The 19,897-nt window shown below is 42.3% G+C and carries 9 protein-coding genes and 1 pseudogene; 9 read left to right on the top strand and 1 reads right to left on the bottom strand.

Going from position 1 to position 19,897, the window contains the following annotated elements; genetic code table 11:
- From FPZ44_RS11455 to FPZ44_RS11425, 8 genes and pseudogenes are all read left to right on the top strand, one after another.
- Positions 1 to 473: fibronectin type III domain-containing protein (locus tag FPZ44_RS11455; protein WP_186786011.1), on the top strand; the 473-nt coding region annotated here is incomplete at its 5' end.
- Between the two features lie 152 nt (positions 474 to 625).
- Positions 626 to 769, top strand: coding sequence for an RAxF-45 family protein (locus FPZ44_RS26455; RefSeq protein ID WP_186786010.1), 144 nt, complete (start codon positions 626 to 628; stop codon positions 767 to 769).
- Between the two features lie 101 nt (positions 770 to 870).
- Positions 871 to 2,817, top strand: a complete 1,947-nt coding sequence (abc-f, locus tag FPZ44_RS11450; RefSeq protein ID WP_144990275.1) for a ribosomal protection-like ABC-F family protein — start codon at positions 871 to 873, stop codon at positions 2,815 to 2,817.
- Positions 2,818 to 2,891: 74 nt separating this feature from the next.
- Positions 2,892 to 3,050: pseudogene (locus FPZ44_RS11445) on the top strand (DUF2087 domain-containing protein); the annotation flags it as partial.
- 108 nt (positions 3,051 to 3,158) lie between these two features.
- The gene (locus FPZ44_RS11440) at positions 3,159 to 3,569 is read left to right on the top strand and encodes a hypothetical protein (RefSeq protein ID WP_144990273.1); all 411 of its coding nucleotides are present in this window, start codon (positions 3,159 to 3,161) and stop codon (positions 3,567 to 3,569) included.
- A gap of 297 nt (positions 3,570 to 3,866) precedes the next feature.
- On the top strand, positions 3,867 to 5,624 hold the full coding sequence (locus FPZ44_RS11435) for a glycoside hydrolase family 13 protein (RefSeq protein WP_144990271.1): 1,758 nt from the start codon (positions 3,867 to 3,869) through the stop codon (positions 5,622 to 5,624).
- 85 nt (positions 5,625 to 5,709) lie between these two features.
- Positions 5,710 to 7,875: an alpha-amylase family glycosyl hydrolase gene (locus tag FPZ44_RS11430; RefSeq protein WP_144990269.1), complete on the top strand. Its 2,166-nt coding sequence runs from the start codon at positions 5,710 to 5,712 to the stop codon at positions 7,873 to 7,875.
- A 337-nt stretch (positions 7,876 to 8,212) separates the two neighbouring features.
- Positions 8,213 to 9,199 carry a zinc-binding dehydrogenase gene (locus FPZ44_RS11425; protein ID WP_144991798.1) on the top strand — a complete coding sequence of 329 codons (987 nt, stop codon included), beginning with the start codon at positions 8,213 to 8,215 and terminating at the stop codon, positions 9,197 to 9,199.
- An 84-nt stretch (positions 9,200 to 9,283) separates the two neighbouring features.
- Here FPZ44_RS11425 and FPZ44_RS11420 read toward each other — a convergent pair whose 3' ends face one another.
- On the bottom strand, positions 9,284 to 11,491 hold the full coding sequence (locus tag FPZ44_RS11420; protein WP_186786009.1) for a discoidin domain-containing protein: 2,208 nt from the start codon (positions 11,489 to 11,491) through the stop codon (positions 9,284 to 9,286).
- Between the two features lie 1,637 nt (positions 11,492 to 13,128).
- Here FPZ44_RS11420 and FPZ44_RS11415 point away from each other — a divergent pair.
- Positions 13,129 to 19,893, top strand: coding sequence for a non-ribosomal peptide synthetase (locus FPZ44_RS11415; RefSeq protein WP_261378382.1), 6,765 nt, complete (start codon positions 13,129 to 13,131; stop codon positions 19,891 to 19,893).
- Positions 19,894 to 19,897 lie beyond the last annotated feature (4 nt).

Below are 19,897 nucleotides of genomic sequence, written 5' to 3'. Positions count from 1 at the left end.
AATCAAAGCCAAGTAATACGATTCAAATGAACGCAACACCAGCTCCGCAAAATCTAGTCGTGACGAAGCAAAACAAGAGAGATGCAGAGTTTGCATGGGAAGCGGTACAATCGCCTAAACTAGCTCACTATTCCATCTACGTAAATGGCAAGAAAAATAATAAGGTAGCTAATAAAACGACGATTGCGCTGTCTGGTTTCCAGCCGGGCAAGCACAGCATTTATGTAACGGCGACGTACAAAAATGGGGATGTTTCTGGTGTAAGCAACGTGGTAACGATAACTATAGAGGGAAATACCAATACATCTATTACTTCTTATCCATATTCACAGAATCAAAATTCAGTCGAGAGTGGTCAAATGGAGAAAGAGCTCTTAGTGCGGGAGGCCTTCAAATCAATTAATTTTGAATCCATGTACACTAATTTCAAAAAAATAATATGGAATATGATGAAGATCAAATTTTTTAAGTAAATGAACATCGTTAATTGACACGCTACCTTTGAGGCTGCTTCAATCCCAGATGACTTGGGATGGCCATTATTAAAAGTATTGGCATATGACGTTGCATGGAAAATCAATTTTGTGTTATATTGGAAATAATTCATGTAAAGGGGGTGAGGTAGGTGAATCACGAAATGGTCAACAACCGTATTAGCCAGCTGCCGATGGCTATGGCTGGCATTGTTCATGTATTTTCTGCGAACGGGATAAGTCTGTCCAAATTCGACTATACGTTTGAACCATTCGCGAGAAGACGCCTACCTTAACCACAAGGGATAGCATAATTATCCTAAGGGTCGCGGGCTTGTTGCCGCGGCTCTTTTTGTGCATTCAAGATAGGGTCTTTATCTAACAGGAGGCACCTAAAATGACAATTGTAAATATTCAAGAAATAAAGAAATACCATGCAGCAAACCTTATCCTAGACGGGTTGACATTTCAGATTCAGGCTGGTGAAAAAGTAGGGCTCATCGGTCGGAATGGCAGTGGAAAATCCACGTTGCTCCAGTTAATTGCAGGTCATGAGCATATAGATGAGGGCATGCTAACTATAAAGAAGGACCTACGGATTGGCTATTTGCCGCAAATTCCTGCAGAGTTTGAATCACTGACGGTATATGATGTCTTGGCTTATGGTTACAGAGATCTAATGCTTACGAAGCAGGAAATGACGAAGATTGAGCAGCAAATGTCCACACCGGAAGCAGCCGCTAATTCTGAAAAGATGGAGCAATTGCTTGAGGCGTATGCAGCTATACAAGAGAAGTTCGAGCAGGGCGGCGGCTATGAGATGGACACAGCTATCGAACAAGTAGCGAACGGGATACAAATTAACCGCAGCAGTTATGAACGAGACTTTTCCAGCTTGTCTGGTGGCGAGAAAACACGGGTGGTTTTGGCGTCTCAGCTAGTTGTAGCGCCAGATTTGCTCCTGCTAGATGAGCCGACCAATCATTTAGATTTAAAAGGAATAGAATGGCTGGAGCTATTCATTAAACGCTATGACGGTGCATGTGTGATCGTCTCGCATGATCGATATTTCTTGGATGCTGTCGGTACGAAAATGATTGAATTAGAAGACGGCGAAGCACAAGTGTACCACTGCAATTACAGCGGCTATATGAAAGAGAAGGAAGAACGACTGCTGCAGCAATTTGCACAATATAAAGAACAGCAAAAGGTCATTAAAAAAATGAAGGAAACGATACGTCAACTAGAGGAGTGGGGGCGTATCGCAGGGGATGAAAAATTTTTTAAACGGGCATTTTCTATTCGAAAAGCGTTGGAAAGAATGGAAATTGTAAAACGTCCGGTGTTAGAGCGAAAAGCAGCAGAGTTTGATTTGGTACCTCTTGATCGTTCTGGACGACAGGTTATCTTTTTTGAAGGATTGACAAAGAAATTTGAAGGACGTGCGATACTTGATCAAGCTGAGGGAAGTCTTTTCTATGGTGAGAAAGTTGTGCTTCTGGGAGAGAACGGATCAGGTAAGACAACCCTTTTCAAGCTGCTTCAAGGCATGATTGCACCAGATGAAGGTCAGGTTCATCTAGGAGCGCGTGTAGAAGTAGGTTATTTAGCTCAGCAAGAACCTGTGTCAGATAGCAAGATGACGGTTCTGGAATTCTTTCGTACAGAGGGTAATCTGGAAGAAGGAGTGGCGCGTGGCGTCTTGGCGAAATATCTCTTTTACGGAGCTGATGTATTTAAGCCGCTGCAAATGCTTTCAGGAGGTGAGTGGTCACGTTTGCGACTCGCCTTGCTAGTGAGAAAGAAGCCCAATCTATTACTGCTAGATGAACCGACGAACCATCTTGATATCGCATCACGAGAAGCTTTGGAGGAAGCCCTGGATGATTTTCCTGGAACTGTACTAGCGATTTCACATGATAGATACTTTGTTAATCGTTTGGCGAAGCGTGTTTGGAAGATGAACGAGGGGACGCTTGCCAGCTATGAGGGAAATTACGATGATTTTAAGGCGAAGCGTGCGGAACTGCTTGCAATTAATCATAATTTAGAAAATAGTCATGTATTAGATTTACACGTGACACCCACTAAGCGGGAGAAAGCGAAAAAAACGGCTGCTGACGAAAGAATTAAACAGGTACGTACGAATGAACGACGACTTGAGCAGTTAGAGAGCGAGATTGCGGCTCTTGAATCAGACATGGCCTGTGTAGATGAGGAAATGCTTCAATTGAATCAAAGCGGGGATGCTGCCCAGCTCGAAAGCATATGGCGGAAAAAGGAAGAGCTTCAGATGAATCTTGATGAACGCTTAGAAAAATGGATAGAATTATCAAACGAATAATTAATTTGTAAGAGGGGTGCGAGAGAATCGCACCTCTCTATTATTTTAGAGGGTATTTTTGATGTAAAGGGTGTTATAGTGAGAAGGAGATAAATGATTTCATTAAGCATTACCATGAAGATTTCGCGACTATACGCAGGGAATTCGTTATGCATCAGTTCATGTTCCGAGAAAATGAAATATATGTGCTGAATCCTCAAGAAATGTGGGCAAGATGGGAAAATCTTTCGTAACCGAGGACGGAAAGTAGACAAGGTAGTGTTTCGTTTTAGTTTCTTTTAAAAATTTTTTGAAACTATTAGCCTCTTTAAAACGTCTTTATCATAAAAGGGGGCCATGCGATGAAAAAGATAGCAGTCATCGTCTTCATACTAAGCTTTATTTTAATGGCATGCACCGACGAGAAAATAAGACTTACAGCGGATCAGCTGAAAGCTACCTTAGCTGATCATGGAATTGTACTGCCTGATAAGCTCTCTTATAAGCATTCTGTTTTTACAGAAAGATATAATCAAATTTTGCCGGAGCATTATGTGATCGATGAGCATCAATCTATTAGTATTTATGTCTATCCATCCTGTGAGGCAGCTAAAGAAGGATATGAAGATTTTACAAATAAGACAGCAACGAAGAAGCTAGTACCGCATAGTACGTTCCAAGTTGCTAATGTATTGATATTTTATGTGGCGAAATACGAATATATGGACAAACGAATAAAAGACGCTGTTGAGAATTTGCCTGTAACAAAATAAGGTTTAATCCTCTAAAGTAAGTATAATCATGCGAAATGATAAGAAATCACTTGAAAAGAGAGCATTATCTCTAAATATCTCGTTCCCAGATACATAAATGGAGTTTGTACGTGGAATTCACTCATGTATACAATAGAAGCATAATGATGTATACGCTAACACAAGGGCTATGCCTTATTTAGTGTTGTGAGATTGTACGATCGACAACACCAGATAACAACCCCGTTTTCTTCGGAGAACGGGGTTGTTTGCGTTCTTGTAGTGGCACAATATGGATGGAAAGAAGGCTGAGTGAATATGCAATTAGAAGCAATTTATCACCGTTCAAAACAAGGTTGGTCCTATGCTTATGACCATGAGACGGTCCATATTCGGATTCGTACAAAGAAAAATGATGTTGCAGCAGTTGATCTGATCGCTGTTGATAAATATGCGTTTGAGCGTATGACGGAATATGTGCCAATGCGCAAGTTTACATCGGATGCATTATTTGACTATTGGGAAGCGGCGTATAAACCGCCATTCCGCCGTCTTCGTTATGCGTTTCGTTTCGTGGATGATCAGGAACAATGGTTTTTGACCGAGCGTGGTTTCCGCAAAGAGCTGTCAAAAGAATATTTTGAATCTTTCGAGTATCCGTACTTGAATAAAGTTGATATTTTCGAGCCGCCTGCTTGGGTAAAAGAAGCTGTGTTCTATCAGATCTTCCCTGAGCGTTTTGCTAACGGGGATACGTCGAATGATCCTGAAAATGTACTGCCATGGGGTGGAGAGCCTACACCGACGAATTTCTTCGGTGGAGATTTGGAAGGTGTTATTCAGCATCTCGATCATTTGAATGAATTGGGCATTACGGCGATTTATTTCACACCTGTGTTCGAGGCAACGACGAACCATAAATATGATACACGTGATTATATGAAAATAGATCCTCAATTTGGTTCTAATGAGAAGCTGAAGGAATTGGTTGAGGCTTGTCATGCTCGTGGGATCCGCGTATTGCTTGATGCTGTATTCAATCATGCAGGCAAAACATTCCCGCCGTTTGTGGATGTGTTGGAAAAAGGAGATCAGTCCGCGTATAAAGATTGGTTCTATGTACGTGAATATCCATTGCGAGTGGAGGAAGGTATTCCAACTTACGAAACGTTTGCTTTTGAACCTATAATGCCGAAGCTTAATACGGAGCATCCAGAAGTGAAGGAGTATTTGCTTGAGGCAGCTCGTTATTGGATTGAGGAAATCGGAATTGACGGGTGGCGCTTGGATGTAGCTAATGAAGTCGATCATCAGTTCTGGCGCGAGTTCCGTCAAGTTGTGAAGAAAGCAAATCCGCAAGCCTATATTTTGGGTGAAATTTGGCATGATTCGATGGCTTGGCTGCAAGGTGACCAATTCGATGCTGTAATGAACTATCCATTTACGGATGCAGTGAATGATTTCTTTGCAAAACAATTAGGAGATGCTGCAGAATTCGCAAGTGCTATCGGAACACAACTTGCTAACTACCCACAGCAAGCGACGGAAGCTGCGTTTAACTTGTTGGACAGTCATGATACGCCGCGCCTATTAACGCTATGTGATGATGATAAACGTCGGATGAAGCTAACGTCTCTATTCCAATTCACACATCCAGGTGTTCCTTGTATTTATTACGGGGATGAAGTTGGATTGGCTGGTAAAGGTGACCCAGATTGCCGTCGCTGTATGGAATGGGATGTGGAGAAGCAGGATCGAGAATTATTTGAGTTTTATCGTGATCTAATCGCATTACGCCGCAATTATGAAGCGATGCGTTCTGTAAATATACGCTTTTTGCAAGCTGAATCCGATTCGCGTGTATTGTTGTATGAGCGCCGGAGCGAATCTGGTGAACGCTTCCTAATTGCTATTAATGCTTCATCCGAGGGTACTTCCATACGTGCTGGTGAGCAGTTTGATGGTAGATCGTGGCAGACAAAATTGTCTTCAGATGCTACAATTGCACATGTTGGCGATGCATTGACCATTCAACTTGAAGCATATGGCTTTGCTGTACTGAAGCAGATTAATTAAGCAGGTGGAGCAGCGGTTGTTGGCATGCAACGTCCATTCGAACTTTATTTTATAAAACGTTCTGTATGTCTAGGGGGAAATACCTATGAAAATGTTTTCTCGTTGGAGTGCGTGGCTCTTAACGATTTCTACACTTCTATTTGTGTGGACACCACAACCGCTGCAGGCTGCACCTGACACATCCGTGACGAACCGAGCTAATTTTAGTACAGATGTGATTTATCAGATTGTGACTGACAGATTTCAGGATGGCAATCCTCGCAATAACCCGAAAGGCTCATTATTCGATGGGACTTGCAAAAACTTGAAAAAGTATTGTGGGGGAGATTGGCAAGGAATAATCAACAATATTAACGATGGCTATTTTACTGGAATGGGCGTTACTGCGTTATGGATCTCTCAGCCTGTAGAAAATATTTATGATGTCATCAACAACGCTGGTGTTCAAAATACATCGTACCATGGATACTGGGCGCGTGATTTTAAGAAGACAAACCCTGCTCATGGTACGATGGAACAATTTAAACAATTGGTTACAGCGGCACATGCGAAAAATATTAAGATTATCATTGATTTCGCACCGAATCATACCTCGCCTGCAATGGAGACAGACTCTAACTTTGGCGACAATGGAAGACTGTACGATAATGGTACATTGGTTGCGGGCTACACGAACGATACGTCCCGTATTTTTCATCATAACTTAGGCACCGATTTCTCGTCGATTGAGGACGGGATTTATCGCAATCTTTACGATCTTGCAGATTTGAACCATAACAACACGGTCGTAGATAAATATTTTAAGGATGCCATTCAACTTTGGCTTGATATGGGTGTGGACGGCATTCGAGTGGATGCGGTGAAGCACATGCCGTTCGGTTGGCAGAAAAACTGGATGTCCTCGATTAACAGTAAAGCGCCAGTGTTTACATTCGGCGAATGGTTCCTCGGGAAAAATGAGGTAAGTGCTGAGAATCATGCCTTTGCAAATGAAAGCGGAATGAGCTTGCTCGATTTCCGCTTCGCTCAAACGGTTCGCCAAGTATTTCGTGACCAAACTCAAACGATGCAAAGCTTGAATAATATGATCGTTAGTACGGCTAAAGATTATAAATATGTGAATGATCAGGTTACATTTTTAGACAATCATGATATGGAGAGATTCCATGTCAACAAAGCGAATAAACGTATGCTTGAGCAAGCATTGGCATTCACATTAACATCACGTGGTGTACCAGCAGTCTACTACGGGACCGAGCAATATATGACCGGGGGCAATGATCCGGACAACCGCGCACGTATGTCATCTTTCTCGACTAATACGACAGCTTATAAAGTTATGGGCAAGTTAGGGCCGCTTCGAAAAGTAAATCCCGCATTTGCCTATGGCACGACAAAAGAGCGTTGGGTCAATAATGATGTATATATTTATGAGCGCAAGTTTGGTAATAGTGTTGCCTTGGTTGCTATAAATCGTAACTTAAGCAGTGCTGCGCACATTAGTGGATTGGTTACAGCATTGCCAAGTGGCCAGTATCAGGATATGCTCAGCGGTTTGCTTAATGGATCAGATCTGACGATAACAAATGGATCTGTTGCACCATTCAAATTGGATGCTGGGGCTGTTGCGGTATGGCACTACACAGCGGAAGAAATAAGCCCTGTCATTGGGCATGTTGGACCAACGATGGTAGTCCCAGGGAATAAGGTAACTATAGATGGGCGTGGATTTGGTTCAGAAAAAGGAACGGTATATATTGGTGGTGTAAGGGTATTAGGGGCAGATATACTATCTTGGGAAGATACACATATTGAAGTTAAAGTTCCTCCCATTCGTCTCATTCAACCAGCGCATCGTCCGGGACATTATGACGTGGTAGTAGAAACTGCAAAACGTACGAAGAGTAGTGCTTATTCGTCGATTCAAGTGCTCACAGCACCTCAAGTGAATGTTCGTTTTGTCATTCAAGGCGCGAATACAGTTGCAGGGGAAAATGTATATCTATCAGGAAATATATTTGAGTTGGGGTCCTGGAATATTGAGAGTGCTATTGGTCCGATGTATAATCAAGTCGTGTACAAATACCCCAATTGGTATATAGATGTTAGTGTTCCTGCGGATACACAAATTCAATATAAGTTCTTGAAAAAGAATGGCAGCCATCTTTTCTGGGAAGGTGGAAAAAATCGTACCTATACGACACCAAGCAGTGGGACGGATACGGTTATTGTGAATTGGCAGCATCAGTGAATAACACTATGCATCCCTGCTATAGGGATTCGATGAAGCATAAGTGTAACTAATATCACTAGTAACATTTAAATCTTCGATCGTTGATAATCGTAAAATGAAGTAACTTGTTAACAGTAAGAGCCGGGGGAATTCCACGGCTTTTTTTGTTGTGTATAATACAATTTGACGATTCAATTCGGTATAACGATTTGTTTTACCCCTCTTCCACAATGATATTTCCGCTCAAGGTCTGCGTTTGCTAAGCTTTTGTTATAAGGATAATTTGTACCTATACTAGGAGGAATGCCATATGAGCCATGAAGATTGTGGTTTGCAAACAGCTTGGCAGGAAAGTGTGAGGGCAATTGTGCATAAGCAGGTGAATGGTTCAGAAGGGCTTTGTATGCATACGGTTGCGAATAGGCGGCCAAATGCAGGTGAAGTAAGTGTACGGATTCAAGCAGCTGGATTAAATCATCGCGATCTATTTATTATGAAAGAGCGGGGAGACCTTGATAAGTCTGTTGTGCTTGGTTCGGATGGTGCGGGTATCGTTGCTGCTGTAGGGAAGGGCGTGGAACATATTCAAGTTGGAGATGAGGTCATTATCCATCCGACTTTGAATTGGACTCGTACAAATGAGATGCCTGAGATTCTTGATATACTAGGATATCCATCGGATGGCACATTTGGGGAGTATGTCATCGTACCTTTCACAAGCATAGAGAAAAAGCCCGCCTATCTGACTTGGGAAGAAGCAGGTGTGCTGCCATTAGCCGCTCTCACTGCCTATCGCGCTTTGTTTACACGGGGACAGTTGAAATCAGGAGAGCATGTACTCATAACGGGAATTGGCGGAGGGGTAGCAACTTATGCCTTAATGATGGCTAAAGCTGCAGGGGCGAAGGTAACGGTTACTTCACGCAGCGAAGAGAAGCGATTGCAAGCGCTGAGGCTAGGGGCAGATCATGTTTTGGCTAGTGATAGCGCTTGGAGCAAGAGCTTACAGGGTGGAAAGGTCAACTTGATCATTGATAGTATTGGGACTGCGGTCTTTTCGCAATTTTTACAGGTGCTAGCATCTGCTGGGCGGATCGTTCAATTCGGCAGATCTTCAGGAGATAAGGTTGAGATTTCTCTGTCTACGATGTTCCGTAATCAATTCAGCATGTTAGCAACTTCGATGGGAAGTGCGGAAGAGTTTCGTGCAATGCTTCAGTTTGTAGAAAGGCATCGTATTCGTCCTGTGATTGATCGAATATATCCATTTGAACAAGCTGTCCAAGCTTTTAAACGAATGGAAGCAGGAGAGCAGTTCGGGAATATTGGATTGAAAATGTAGACAAATGTTGTATGCATACAGAAGGCTCCGTCCAGTAAATATGGACGGAGCCTTCAGATTTACCTGTACAAGTTTGAAATTGTATTAATATACTTCTAACTCATTAATTCGAACATAACCTTGTTGGTGGCTTGGTCCAAGAAGAGCAGAAACACGGATTTTGGTCGTATTAACAGCGTTAAAGGTATGTGTACGATTAGCAGCTGTATTTCCTGTAACCGTTGCTAGCTGCACCCAAGTAGAACCATTCCAATATTGTAGGTCGTATTTGGATATTGCATAGGTAGCTGTTGTATAGAGATCAATTCGATTAATGTTTCGGGATTGGCCGAAATCGACGTATACATATTGTGGGAGAGGTGTATGCTGGTTATTAGCCCAGCTATGGCTCTGCCCGAGAGCAGTATTACGATCACCATCCTTTATTTTAAGAACAGAGTATCCAGGGAAGGTCGAATCAGCAGAAACGGTTGCAGTTAAAGCGTAGTTTGTATTGTTTGTAGGCGGTTTTTTCTCCAGCTTAACTAGATTCCAACGGAATTCGAACAGTTTGAAGTATTTGTTGAGTACGGTGGCTTCCCCTTTTACGAGCGCATCGATGGTGAGAGAGAAGTGAGAGGACACATTCGTGTTACTTGTCCATTTCCCCTGACCTTCTATCCCGGCAAAGACACTAACCGCTATGACTTTTAACTTCGCAATTTTCAAGCTGACTTCAGCTTTTACTCCAGCCCAAGCTTTAATCTGCCCTTCAATATTGTGGGTGATATTTAGATATCTCGTGGTATTTGCATATGGTTTAAATGAAACGGGTATCCAGAAGAAGTTCTTGCCTCGAATGCCTGCTTCCACGAAGTAGCCTTGATCGACGACAAACTCAAATTTAACGCTGCCATCGACACCAATAACTAAAAATACGCCTACAGAAGCACTTGCTAGTTTTCCTGCATTAATGTTGAAGCCGAAAATAGGTACTTTTACTTCTTTGTGGAATTTGGCTTCACCCTTGAGGGTAACTTTTGCTTTTTCACCTGCAGTAAACTTCACATCGTATTTTTTGCGGTTATATACAGCAGATACTTTAGGGAATTGTAGTGTGATGCTGCCGCTAGCTTCTACATACACTTTGCCGTTAGTGCCGGTTTGGTTCACGAGTACTTTGTTGAAGTTACAAGTGAAATCATTGCCGACTTTACCACAGCCTGTGGAGGTTGGGGATAGAACAGTGAGATCGTGTTCTGCTAAGGACATTTTTTCGGCAGGCAACACGATGTTGGATTCAGCTAATTCTACCGTTTGCTCTGGAATATCGTAATATTCGAGCAGTTCATCAAGTGCAGGAGCTACATAGTCAATTCTGAAGCTCGTTCCATCTTGTATCACTTGTGAAACTTTGATTGTTTTATTGCTTGCTTCATCGAAATAAATTTTCCCTGCAGCAAGGCTCGGGTTAATTTGTCTAAACTCTTCTTGAGTCAGGACAAAGCTTCCAGATTCAGCTTCGTCTTCGAAAATATTCTCCTTGATATCTAAGCGGTTTTTGACACTAGCAGGCATTGTTACTGTCGTGCTCTTTAGTTGATGAGTAACGTTGCTGAATGAGCCTACGCTTGTAATTGGATTACCTACACCTGATGAACCGTCTGGATTGATTATGAATTCGAAGCGGAAATAAGCTTCCTTCACAGGAGACCAGTAGTTGGTGTCTCCTGGCCAAATCCACTTAGCAGCTGTATCAACTGGCATACCTTGAACAGACTTGTCCCACGGAGTTATACCGTATGATCCGAAGTCTTTCGCTCGCTGCCATGCAGCGTCGTTGAAATCGCTCAAATGCCATCCTTCAGTAAACGTGCTTGTCGACTTCCAGTTAAAATCCGTTGTGAAAATATCATCTGGCCCTGCATTAATCTCAGCAAGAAGACCTGCGTAAATTCCGTTGTCTTTCGCTTTTACTGCGATGACGTTTTTACCAGTAGTAACTTTAAGAGGGAATGTCCCAGCTTGTTTCCAGTTGGTACTTGCACCAATTCTGACCCCGTTATGATATACCTCGTATTCATCATCAGCCGTCAACGTAATACTTGGCTCATTCGGAGAAACAGCAGCAGGAGCAATAAGTGCATCTGGACCAGTAGGAATAAGAGTGCCATCAGGAAGATAGGTAGCATCGGTTACACTTGTGGGAGGAGCAACATAGGCTAGAACTTGCCCGCCAACCATCGTGATAATTAGCGTGACGAGCATAAAGGACATTAACCATTTTTTAAATACGGACTTCGTTTGTTCCACTATCATTACCTCCTAAGAATATGGTGCGTCTGAGCTTCACATGCATCATGTTCGTATTGAAGGGGTATGTAGGCATCTTGAAGAAGCATCAGTCTACTTGAAAATAGAAGATGAGCAGATTGCCATGACTGTAAATGATAGATATAACATGGAGTTTGAATGATTAGTTAAGTGAAGTGAGCTTGACCTGTACTAGTATTCGTGGTTGTTTAGACAGGTTGAATATATTGATGGAAGGGGGTGGGAAATAGCTGTGCAGTTTGTTAATAAATGATCGTTGGATTATTTTCAACATCCAATTTAGAAATTGATATAATAAAGAATTGTTTTCATATGGACTTACATGGTTATTGGAAAAGACTTTGGCCAAGGATGCAGTAATCGTTGAAGCTATGTGGAGCGGAGTAAATAAATCATAAAATGAAAGATTTGTTTAAATAGATGAGCAACTGTAGGGAATCGTACATTCCATTTGTGTAGACAAGCTATGCATATCTGGCAGTGGAGTTTCCTTGACTGAAATTGGAGTATGTTGAAGAGGTAATAGGTTTATTTACTGAAGAATGATGTTTTGTAAATCATGGGGCAATAAATCGTTGAATAGGAACAGAACTTAGTCCAGGGAGAGTACACTTTTACTGTCAGAATACGTAGTAGATTCTTTGACTCTAGACTATAAGTGCAGTTGAACTGGATCTGCTCCTGATATAAACAGTTTCACCTCCCAGCTTGATAGATTAGCCAACTTTCGACAAAGTGGAAAATTTCTGTGACCATCCACTATGTCTGTCCACTCTATAGGATGCCGGAACGCAATGAAGTTCATTGCAACATTCACTTAAGAGATAAGTTGTTCCAAGCAGTGGCTTTAATTATGGAATCGCTTACATATGTCATTGTTCAACAATTGCGTTCTTTATGATGCTTGCAAACAGCATAGCATATGGATAGATAGATGTGCTAGATCAAAAATAGTAAAAAATCACTAGAATGAGTGATTTTTAAATGAAAAAGGAATGAAACTATCGTGATACTTATGGCACAAATTGAATAGTTAAAACGATAATAAACATAATTGTCATAAGCGTATTCATAGAGATATGGAGCATTTATTTTAAAGACAATACTAGTGAGGATGGTTTTGAACTCAGTACTATAGTAGGGGAGGATGTGATATACCAATTACGTTCAACAGGACTATTTAGATATGAAGAGGCTAGGGTGGCTATATCAGTGAATAGAAACTTAAGTTTTTTGTCACTTTTTGTCGTAGTTATAGACTTATTATGACTGTTTTCCACAATTTACGCTAAGATTTCTTACTCATTTTACATATACTGTTTTGCGGAAAGCATAGTTCCAAAGTATGATAGTGTAAATGAATGTAGCTTTTTCCTTGTTTTCTGAGCAAAATATTCTAGAAAACGGTGTCATACAAAATAATTATGATAGCTCGTTGGTTATTGTCGAAAATTGTCGTATTTTATGTTGGTGCAACAAGGATGTTAGACAATATAGCACAACAATTATGGGGAAGCTAGTAAACAAAATTAGATTCAACAACACGAGCTTTATATGAATACATTCTCATATGAGTCTAATTTGGTATATCAAAGGGGTTGAACGCTTTGCCGGTTGTGGACTTAACGGTTGAAAGGCTGTACGGATACGAGGCGTATACTTTTACAATTTCCGAAATGGCTGCTGAAGCCATACGTTCGATTAGAAGCAAGCAGGACTTATCACCAGAATCTGTTGCATGTACGGCCTGGGGGATATTGTTAACACGGTATTTCAATTTGAATGAGATAAGTTTGTATATTGCAGCATGCAAGAAACCAAATCTCGCTAAAGTCATTGTTAACGAAGATAGAATAACAAGAAATATGTTAGCGGAGATGGAAGTCGGAATTCAATGTTGTGTTCAAGATCAGTACATTCATCATGTACCTGTTATGGATTCAACCTATACCTACTGTTGGATTAGTGATTATAGTAATAAACCTTCCAGTTTGGTTGCGGCCGAACTAGAAGGTGAGCTACACTGCCAATTTTTATACAACTACGGTGCTGCGGTACCACAGCAGCTTCGGGTGTATTGTAGATTAAATTATTTACAATATACAAATATGGAGCAACTGAAAAACCATTGGGAACAGCTCCTTATACAGATGGAAAGGCTTCCTAATAAGCATCTTGGTGAGCTGAAAGTGTTGACTCCAGCAGATGAACATCAAATAGTGACATTGTGGAATGATACATCGGCTGCTTTTCCGAGATTTCAAACCATTCCGGCGTTGTTCGAAGAACAGGTTATGAAGTCGCCGAACCAAGTTGCAGTCATGGAAGATGGGGAAGAGATATCCTATTTGATGCTTAATGAAAAGGCTAATCAATTGGCTCATCGACTTCGTCGTCTAGGTGTGCAAAGAGAACAAACGGTTGCCATCGTAGCTGAGCGTACAGCACATATGATCATTGGCATTTTAGCTATCCTGAAAGCAGGTGGGGTGTATGTGCCAATCGATCCCGATCATCCATTGGACAGAATCGAATACATACTGCAGGATAGCGGAGCACAGCATGTGCTGACAAGCGGACATTATGCTAGACTGCTATCCATGGAAAATAAGGCAGTAATGATCGATGCTTCCGATTTAGAAGTTGAACCAACAAGCAATCCTGAGCCGATAAATGAAGCGAAGGATCTCATTTATTTGATGTACACATCTGGCTCTACTGGGATGCCCAAAGGGGTTATGGTTACACATCGCAATGTGGCTCGACTTGTAAAGAACACGAACTTTGTAGCATTTGGACCGGAAGATCGTATTTTGCAGACAGGCTCGCTTGTTTTTGATGCATCGACTTTTGAAATTTGGGGAGCCTTATTGAACGGATTGCAGTTGGTGCTTGTAGACAAGAGCGTTATTTTGGATCCTGTTCAGTTGGATGCCGCCATTCGTAGACACAAGGTGACGACGATGTTTCTCACTACCGCGTTGTTTATTCAATTGGCAGATCGCGACCCGAGTCTTTTTTTGCCGATTAAGCAATTATTCGTCGGTGGAGAGCTTATGAGTCCTAAGCATATGCTGAGGGTAGCACAAGAGAGTGCGCCAATTGTGCTGGCTAACATTTATGGACCGACTGAAAATACGACTTTCTCGACTTGGTATGAACTCGAAAGCAGCATAGAGGGGCCAATTCCTATTGGCAAACCTATTGCGAACTCAACTGCCTATGTTGTAAATAAGTACGGTCAACTTCAGCCTGTTGGTGCAATTGGTGAACTGTGGGTTGGAGGCGAAGGTGTTGCCCGAGGATATGCAAACCGTGCTGATCTGACGGCTGAGAAGTTTATAGATAGTCCATTTGTATCCGGCGAGCGGCTATATAAAACGGGAGATCTGGTGAGACTGCTTCCAAGTGGTAATTTGGAATTCGTAGGCAGGGTTGATCATCAGGTGAAAATCCGTGGCTATCGGATGGAATTAGGAGAAATTGAAGCGCAAATTCAAGCACATGAGTCAGTAGTAGAAACGCTTGTAATCGATTTCGAAGAAACGTCAGGTCAAAAAGCTCTGTGTGCCTATATCGTTGCACAGGCTAATATATCCGAAAATGAGATGCGTTCATACTTGGCTAGCCACTTACCTGGTTACATGATCCCAACTTGCTATATGTTCTTGGAGCAAATGCCACTGACGATTAACGGCAAGATCGACCGTCAGAAGCTGCCGCATCCTATCAAACAAGACTGGATGTCAAACAACTATATAGCTCCGCACACTGAGACAGAGCGAAAGTTAGTTGGTATTTGGGAAGAGGTTCTAGGTTTTGGTCCTATCGGGGCAGGGGATCACTTCTTCTACTTAGGTGGTCATTCGCTGCAAGTTTCACGCATGCAGGGGCTAATCGCGAAAGCCTGTGGACTGACGCTTACAATTAAGCAGTTCTTTGAATCGCCTATACTTCGGGAGCTGGCGCTTCAACTGGATCAGCAGGGGCAGCGAGCTGACAATGAGATTCAAGCAGCTGATGAAAAGTCAATATATACACTCGGGCCTGCTCAGCGTCGCATGTTTGCTTTGGAGCAGCGTGAAGCCGTTGGTGCAGCTTATCATATTCCATTCCTGTATCGAATTAAAGGCAAGCTTGACCGAACATTCCTGTTGAATGCGTTAAAGAAGCTTATAAGTAGACATGAAGCTCTGCGTACATCATTCCATTATGTGGATGGGGGAATTGGTCAGCGAATAGCGGCCATAACAGATGTTGTATTTGAAATGGATTACGTTGATCGTGTGAATAAACAGTTCCATGAAGAGTCGGTTAATGAATTTGCACAATGGTTCAAACATCGATTTAAGCTTGAGGAAGCACCATTGATGAAAGCAGCGGTTGTGTCATTTGCAGGAGAAGAGCATCTTTTCTTGTTGGATATTCATCATATTGTATTCGATGGTGCTTCATTGCGCATATTTTCGGAAGAGTTGTGTGCCTTATACGCTGGCAAAGAACTAATCCCCCCGAGCCTGCAATTCAAAGATTATGCTGAGTGGCAAGCCCAAAAAGTTAACTTTGATGAACGAGCAGAACAGTATTGGTCAAATGTTCTTAATGGAGAACTACCAGAGCTGAGCTTGCCGCTGGATTTTTATCGACCGAGCATGCAATCGTTCGAAGGTGGGGTTGTTCACGCTCGAATGTCAGTTGAACAGACCGCTTCATTGCGACAGTTTGCTAAGGAACGCGGTTGCACGATATACATGGTATTGCTGTCCGTCTACCATGTGCTGTTGGCACGATATGCGGATAAAGAAGATGTCATCGTAGGTTGTCCGGCAGCGGCTCGTACACATGCGGAATGGAATGACATGATTGGGATGTTCGTTAATACGCTGCCGATACGTTCTTATCCAGAGGCATCCAAATCGTTTTCTCGTTTCTTAGAAGAAATGAAGGATACGCTGCTGCATGCTTATGAATATCAGGACTATCCTTTAGAGCGGTTAATTGAAAAAAAGCAGCTTAAACCTGATTTGAGCCGCAATCCGCTGTTCGACACTGTATTCGTTATGCAGAACATGGGTGGCATAGACATTCAGCTGCCAGGCGTAAGTTGTACAAAAGTACCTGTTCATAATGGAACGTCTAAGTTCGACTTAACCCTTGAGGCGATAGAGCAAGCTGAAACGGTGTCCCTTACGTTCGAATATGATACAAACCTGTTTAAGCGTGAAAAAATGACCCGACTTGCGGGGCATTTCGTTCAGCTCGTTCAAGAAGTAGTCGCCAATTCGCAAATAGCGATTGCGCAATTGAATATTTTAACTGCGTCGGAACGTCAGCAAATTATGCAGCAGTTTAATGATACGGCTAGAGCGTATCCACGTGATGCTTCCGTCGTTGAGTTATTTGAGCAGCAAGTGCTGAGAACGCCTAATAAAGTGGCTGTCGAGACTTACGATCGCCAGCTTACCTATACGGAGTTGAATCAGGTAGCAAATCGTATGGCACATTACTTGCGTAGTAACGGTGTTGTAGAGGAGCAAGCTGTAATCTTGTTAGCGGAGCGCTCGGCTGATATGATCGTAGGCGTTCTTGCGATTTTAAAGGCAGGCGGTGTCTATGTACCAATTGATCCTGATTATCCTGCGGAACGCATTCAATATATGATCGAAGACAGCGGGGCATCACTGGCGTTGTCTAGTAGGCAGCTAGCTCATCGCTTGCCTGTTACGGTGAACACGATTGTATTGGATGATCTCAAGCTTAATGATTATTCAAAAGAGAACGTTGGCGAAGTGCCGAGTCCTAATCACTTAATTTACATCATGTATACTTCTGGCTCGACAGGTAAACCAAAAGGGGTAATGATAACCCATCGCAACGTGATTCGTCTCGTACAAAACACAGACTTTGTTCAGTTTCAACCAGATGATTGCCTATTACAAACGGGTTCACTTGTGTTTGATGCGTCTACGTTTGAGATATGGGGAGCATTATTGAATGGGTTGCGTCTCGTGCTTGTTGACAAGACAACGATTTTAGATGCTGTACAACTAGGAGCTGCCATTCAGCGGTATGGCATCACGATGATGTGGTTGACTTCACCGTTATTTACACAATTGGCAGAGCAAGATGCCCATATTTTCAAGCCCATACGAGTATTGCTCGTTGGAGGTGACGTTTTGTCACCAAAGCATATCTCTTGCGTGCGAAATAGTTGTAAACCCATTATGATTATCAATGGCTATGGACCTACGGAAAACACAACATTTTCGACTTGCTTCTCCATTGAAGAGGAGAGAGAAAGCTCGCTACCGATAGGTAAACCCATTGCCAACTCGACCGCGTATGTGGTTAATGGTGCTGGTACACTGCAGCCGATCGGTGTTCCAGGCGAGCTTTGGGTAGGTGGAGATGGAGTGGGCCGAGGATATTTAAATAGAGATGACCTGACCGAGGCTGCATTTATCAATCGTGCATTCGGGGCTCCTGAGAAGCTTTACAGAACAGGCGATCTTGTTCGTTGGTTGTCGGATGGTAACTTGGAGTTTCTCGGTCGTAAAGACCATCAGGTGAAAATCCGTGGTTATCGGATGGAATTAGGAGAGATTGAAGCCCATATTCGCAATCATGCATGGGTGAAGGATGTACTTGTTATCGATATGGAAGAAGAATCTGATGTAAAGGCCCTTTGTGCTTACATCGTGGCAGACCGCGTGATGACGAGTAAAGATGTCCGTGACTATGCGATTGAACGAATGCCAGATTACATGATTCCAACTTACTATGTGTTCTTGGAGCAAATGCCATTGACGACAAATGGCAAGGTAGATCGTGCCAAGCTGCCAACACCCGAAAAGCAAGAATCTATGGCTTCTGGCAACTTTGTTGCACCAGCTAACGAAACAGAGCAGAAATTGGCGATGTTGTGGAAAGACCTGCTTGGTTTGGTTGAAGTGAGCGTAGAAGACAACTTCTTTGAGTTGGGGGGCCATTCTCTAAAAGCTATTTCTTTAATTGCATGGCTGAAACGTGAATATGAAGTAGAAGTGAGAGACGTATTCCAATATCCTACGATTCGCCAACTTGCACAGCATATGAAATTCCATCCCAATCATTTAAAGGACAAGCTGTCCCAATTGCGTGATCGAATGCAAGTCGGTCGGGATGAGAAAAAGCAAGGAAATGAGAGGTTAGAGGAAGAACGTCAGCAATATCAGAAAAGCATTTCTACTTATATGGCACATATTAAGCACACTTTGCAAGAAGAGAATGCTTATAGCTATATTTTGCTAACAGGAAGTACGGGTTATTTGGGAGCCTACTTGCTGCGTGATCTTCTTGAACAACAAAAGAGTTGTCAAGTTACAGTAATTGTGCGAGGCGATTCTCAAGAGCAGGCTAAGGAACGGTTGCTTCATAAACTAACCAACTATTTTGGTTTCGATTGGGTCAAGCATAATAGCGATCGAATTCGTATCGTGCATGGTAACTTGTCAGATGTAAAGCTTGGTTTGGATCATCAACAATATGCGCGATTAGCTTCGGAAGTAGATTGTATTATCCATTGCGCTGCAAATGTGAAGCATTATGGCCCTTACGAAGAATTTGTAAGCAACAATGTTACAGCTACCGAACATTTGATTCAATTTGCCATGGATGTGAAGGCTAAGGCGTTCCATCATGTATCGACGATGTCAGTTGGGATGGGAACGATAGATGATATAGAATCTGTATTCTTTACAGAATACGATCTTGATTTTGGTCAACAGCATAATAACTATTATATAGAAACAAAGTTTGAAGCTGAAAAACTTGTCCATTCAGCAAGAAAGCAAGGGCTTATTGCAAACATTTATCGTATTGGAAATATTGTATTTGATTCCGTGAGCGGAAAGTTTCAAGAGAACATAAAGGATAACGCGTTTTACAATCGGATGAAGTCATTTATCCAGCTCGGTGCCGTACCCATAACAGAGGCAGATATCGACCTGTCATATGTCGATCAGGTTAGTGGCGCTCTCCTTACATTATTCAATAAACCAGTGCTTCATCAACATACATTCCATTTATACAATCCGAATTTCGTTAGTATGTCTGATATACTCGCGGATCGAGAGGAATGTAGAGTAGAGGAGCAGTCAATTGAAGAATTTTTTGACATGCTCTATACCGCATATAATCAAGGCGATAACACGAATGCTGTTGAAAATATGCTTTTACACAGCGGATGGATGGATGAGAATGTTGACAGTAATCATTTCGAGCTGACAGCAGAACTTACACTGAACCTATTGAAGCAACTAGGCTTCGATTGGGACGTACCAGAGAACAGACATATATCAGCAATGCTTGGCCATTGCCGAAGAGTGGGCTTTTTGGAATAAGTCG

The organism is Paenibacillus agilis, assembly GCF_007786455.1.
GTDB lineage: Bacteria > Bacillota > Bacilli > Paenibacillales > Paenibacillaceae > Paenibacillus_B > Paenibacillus_B agilis.
Note: the sequence above shows the minus strand (reverse complement) of the source record. Positions and strands in the feature narration are given on the sequence as shown.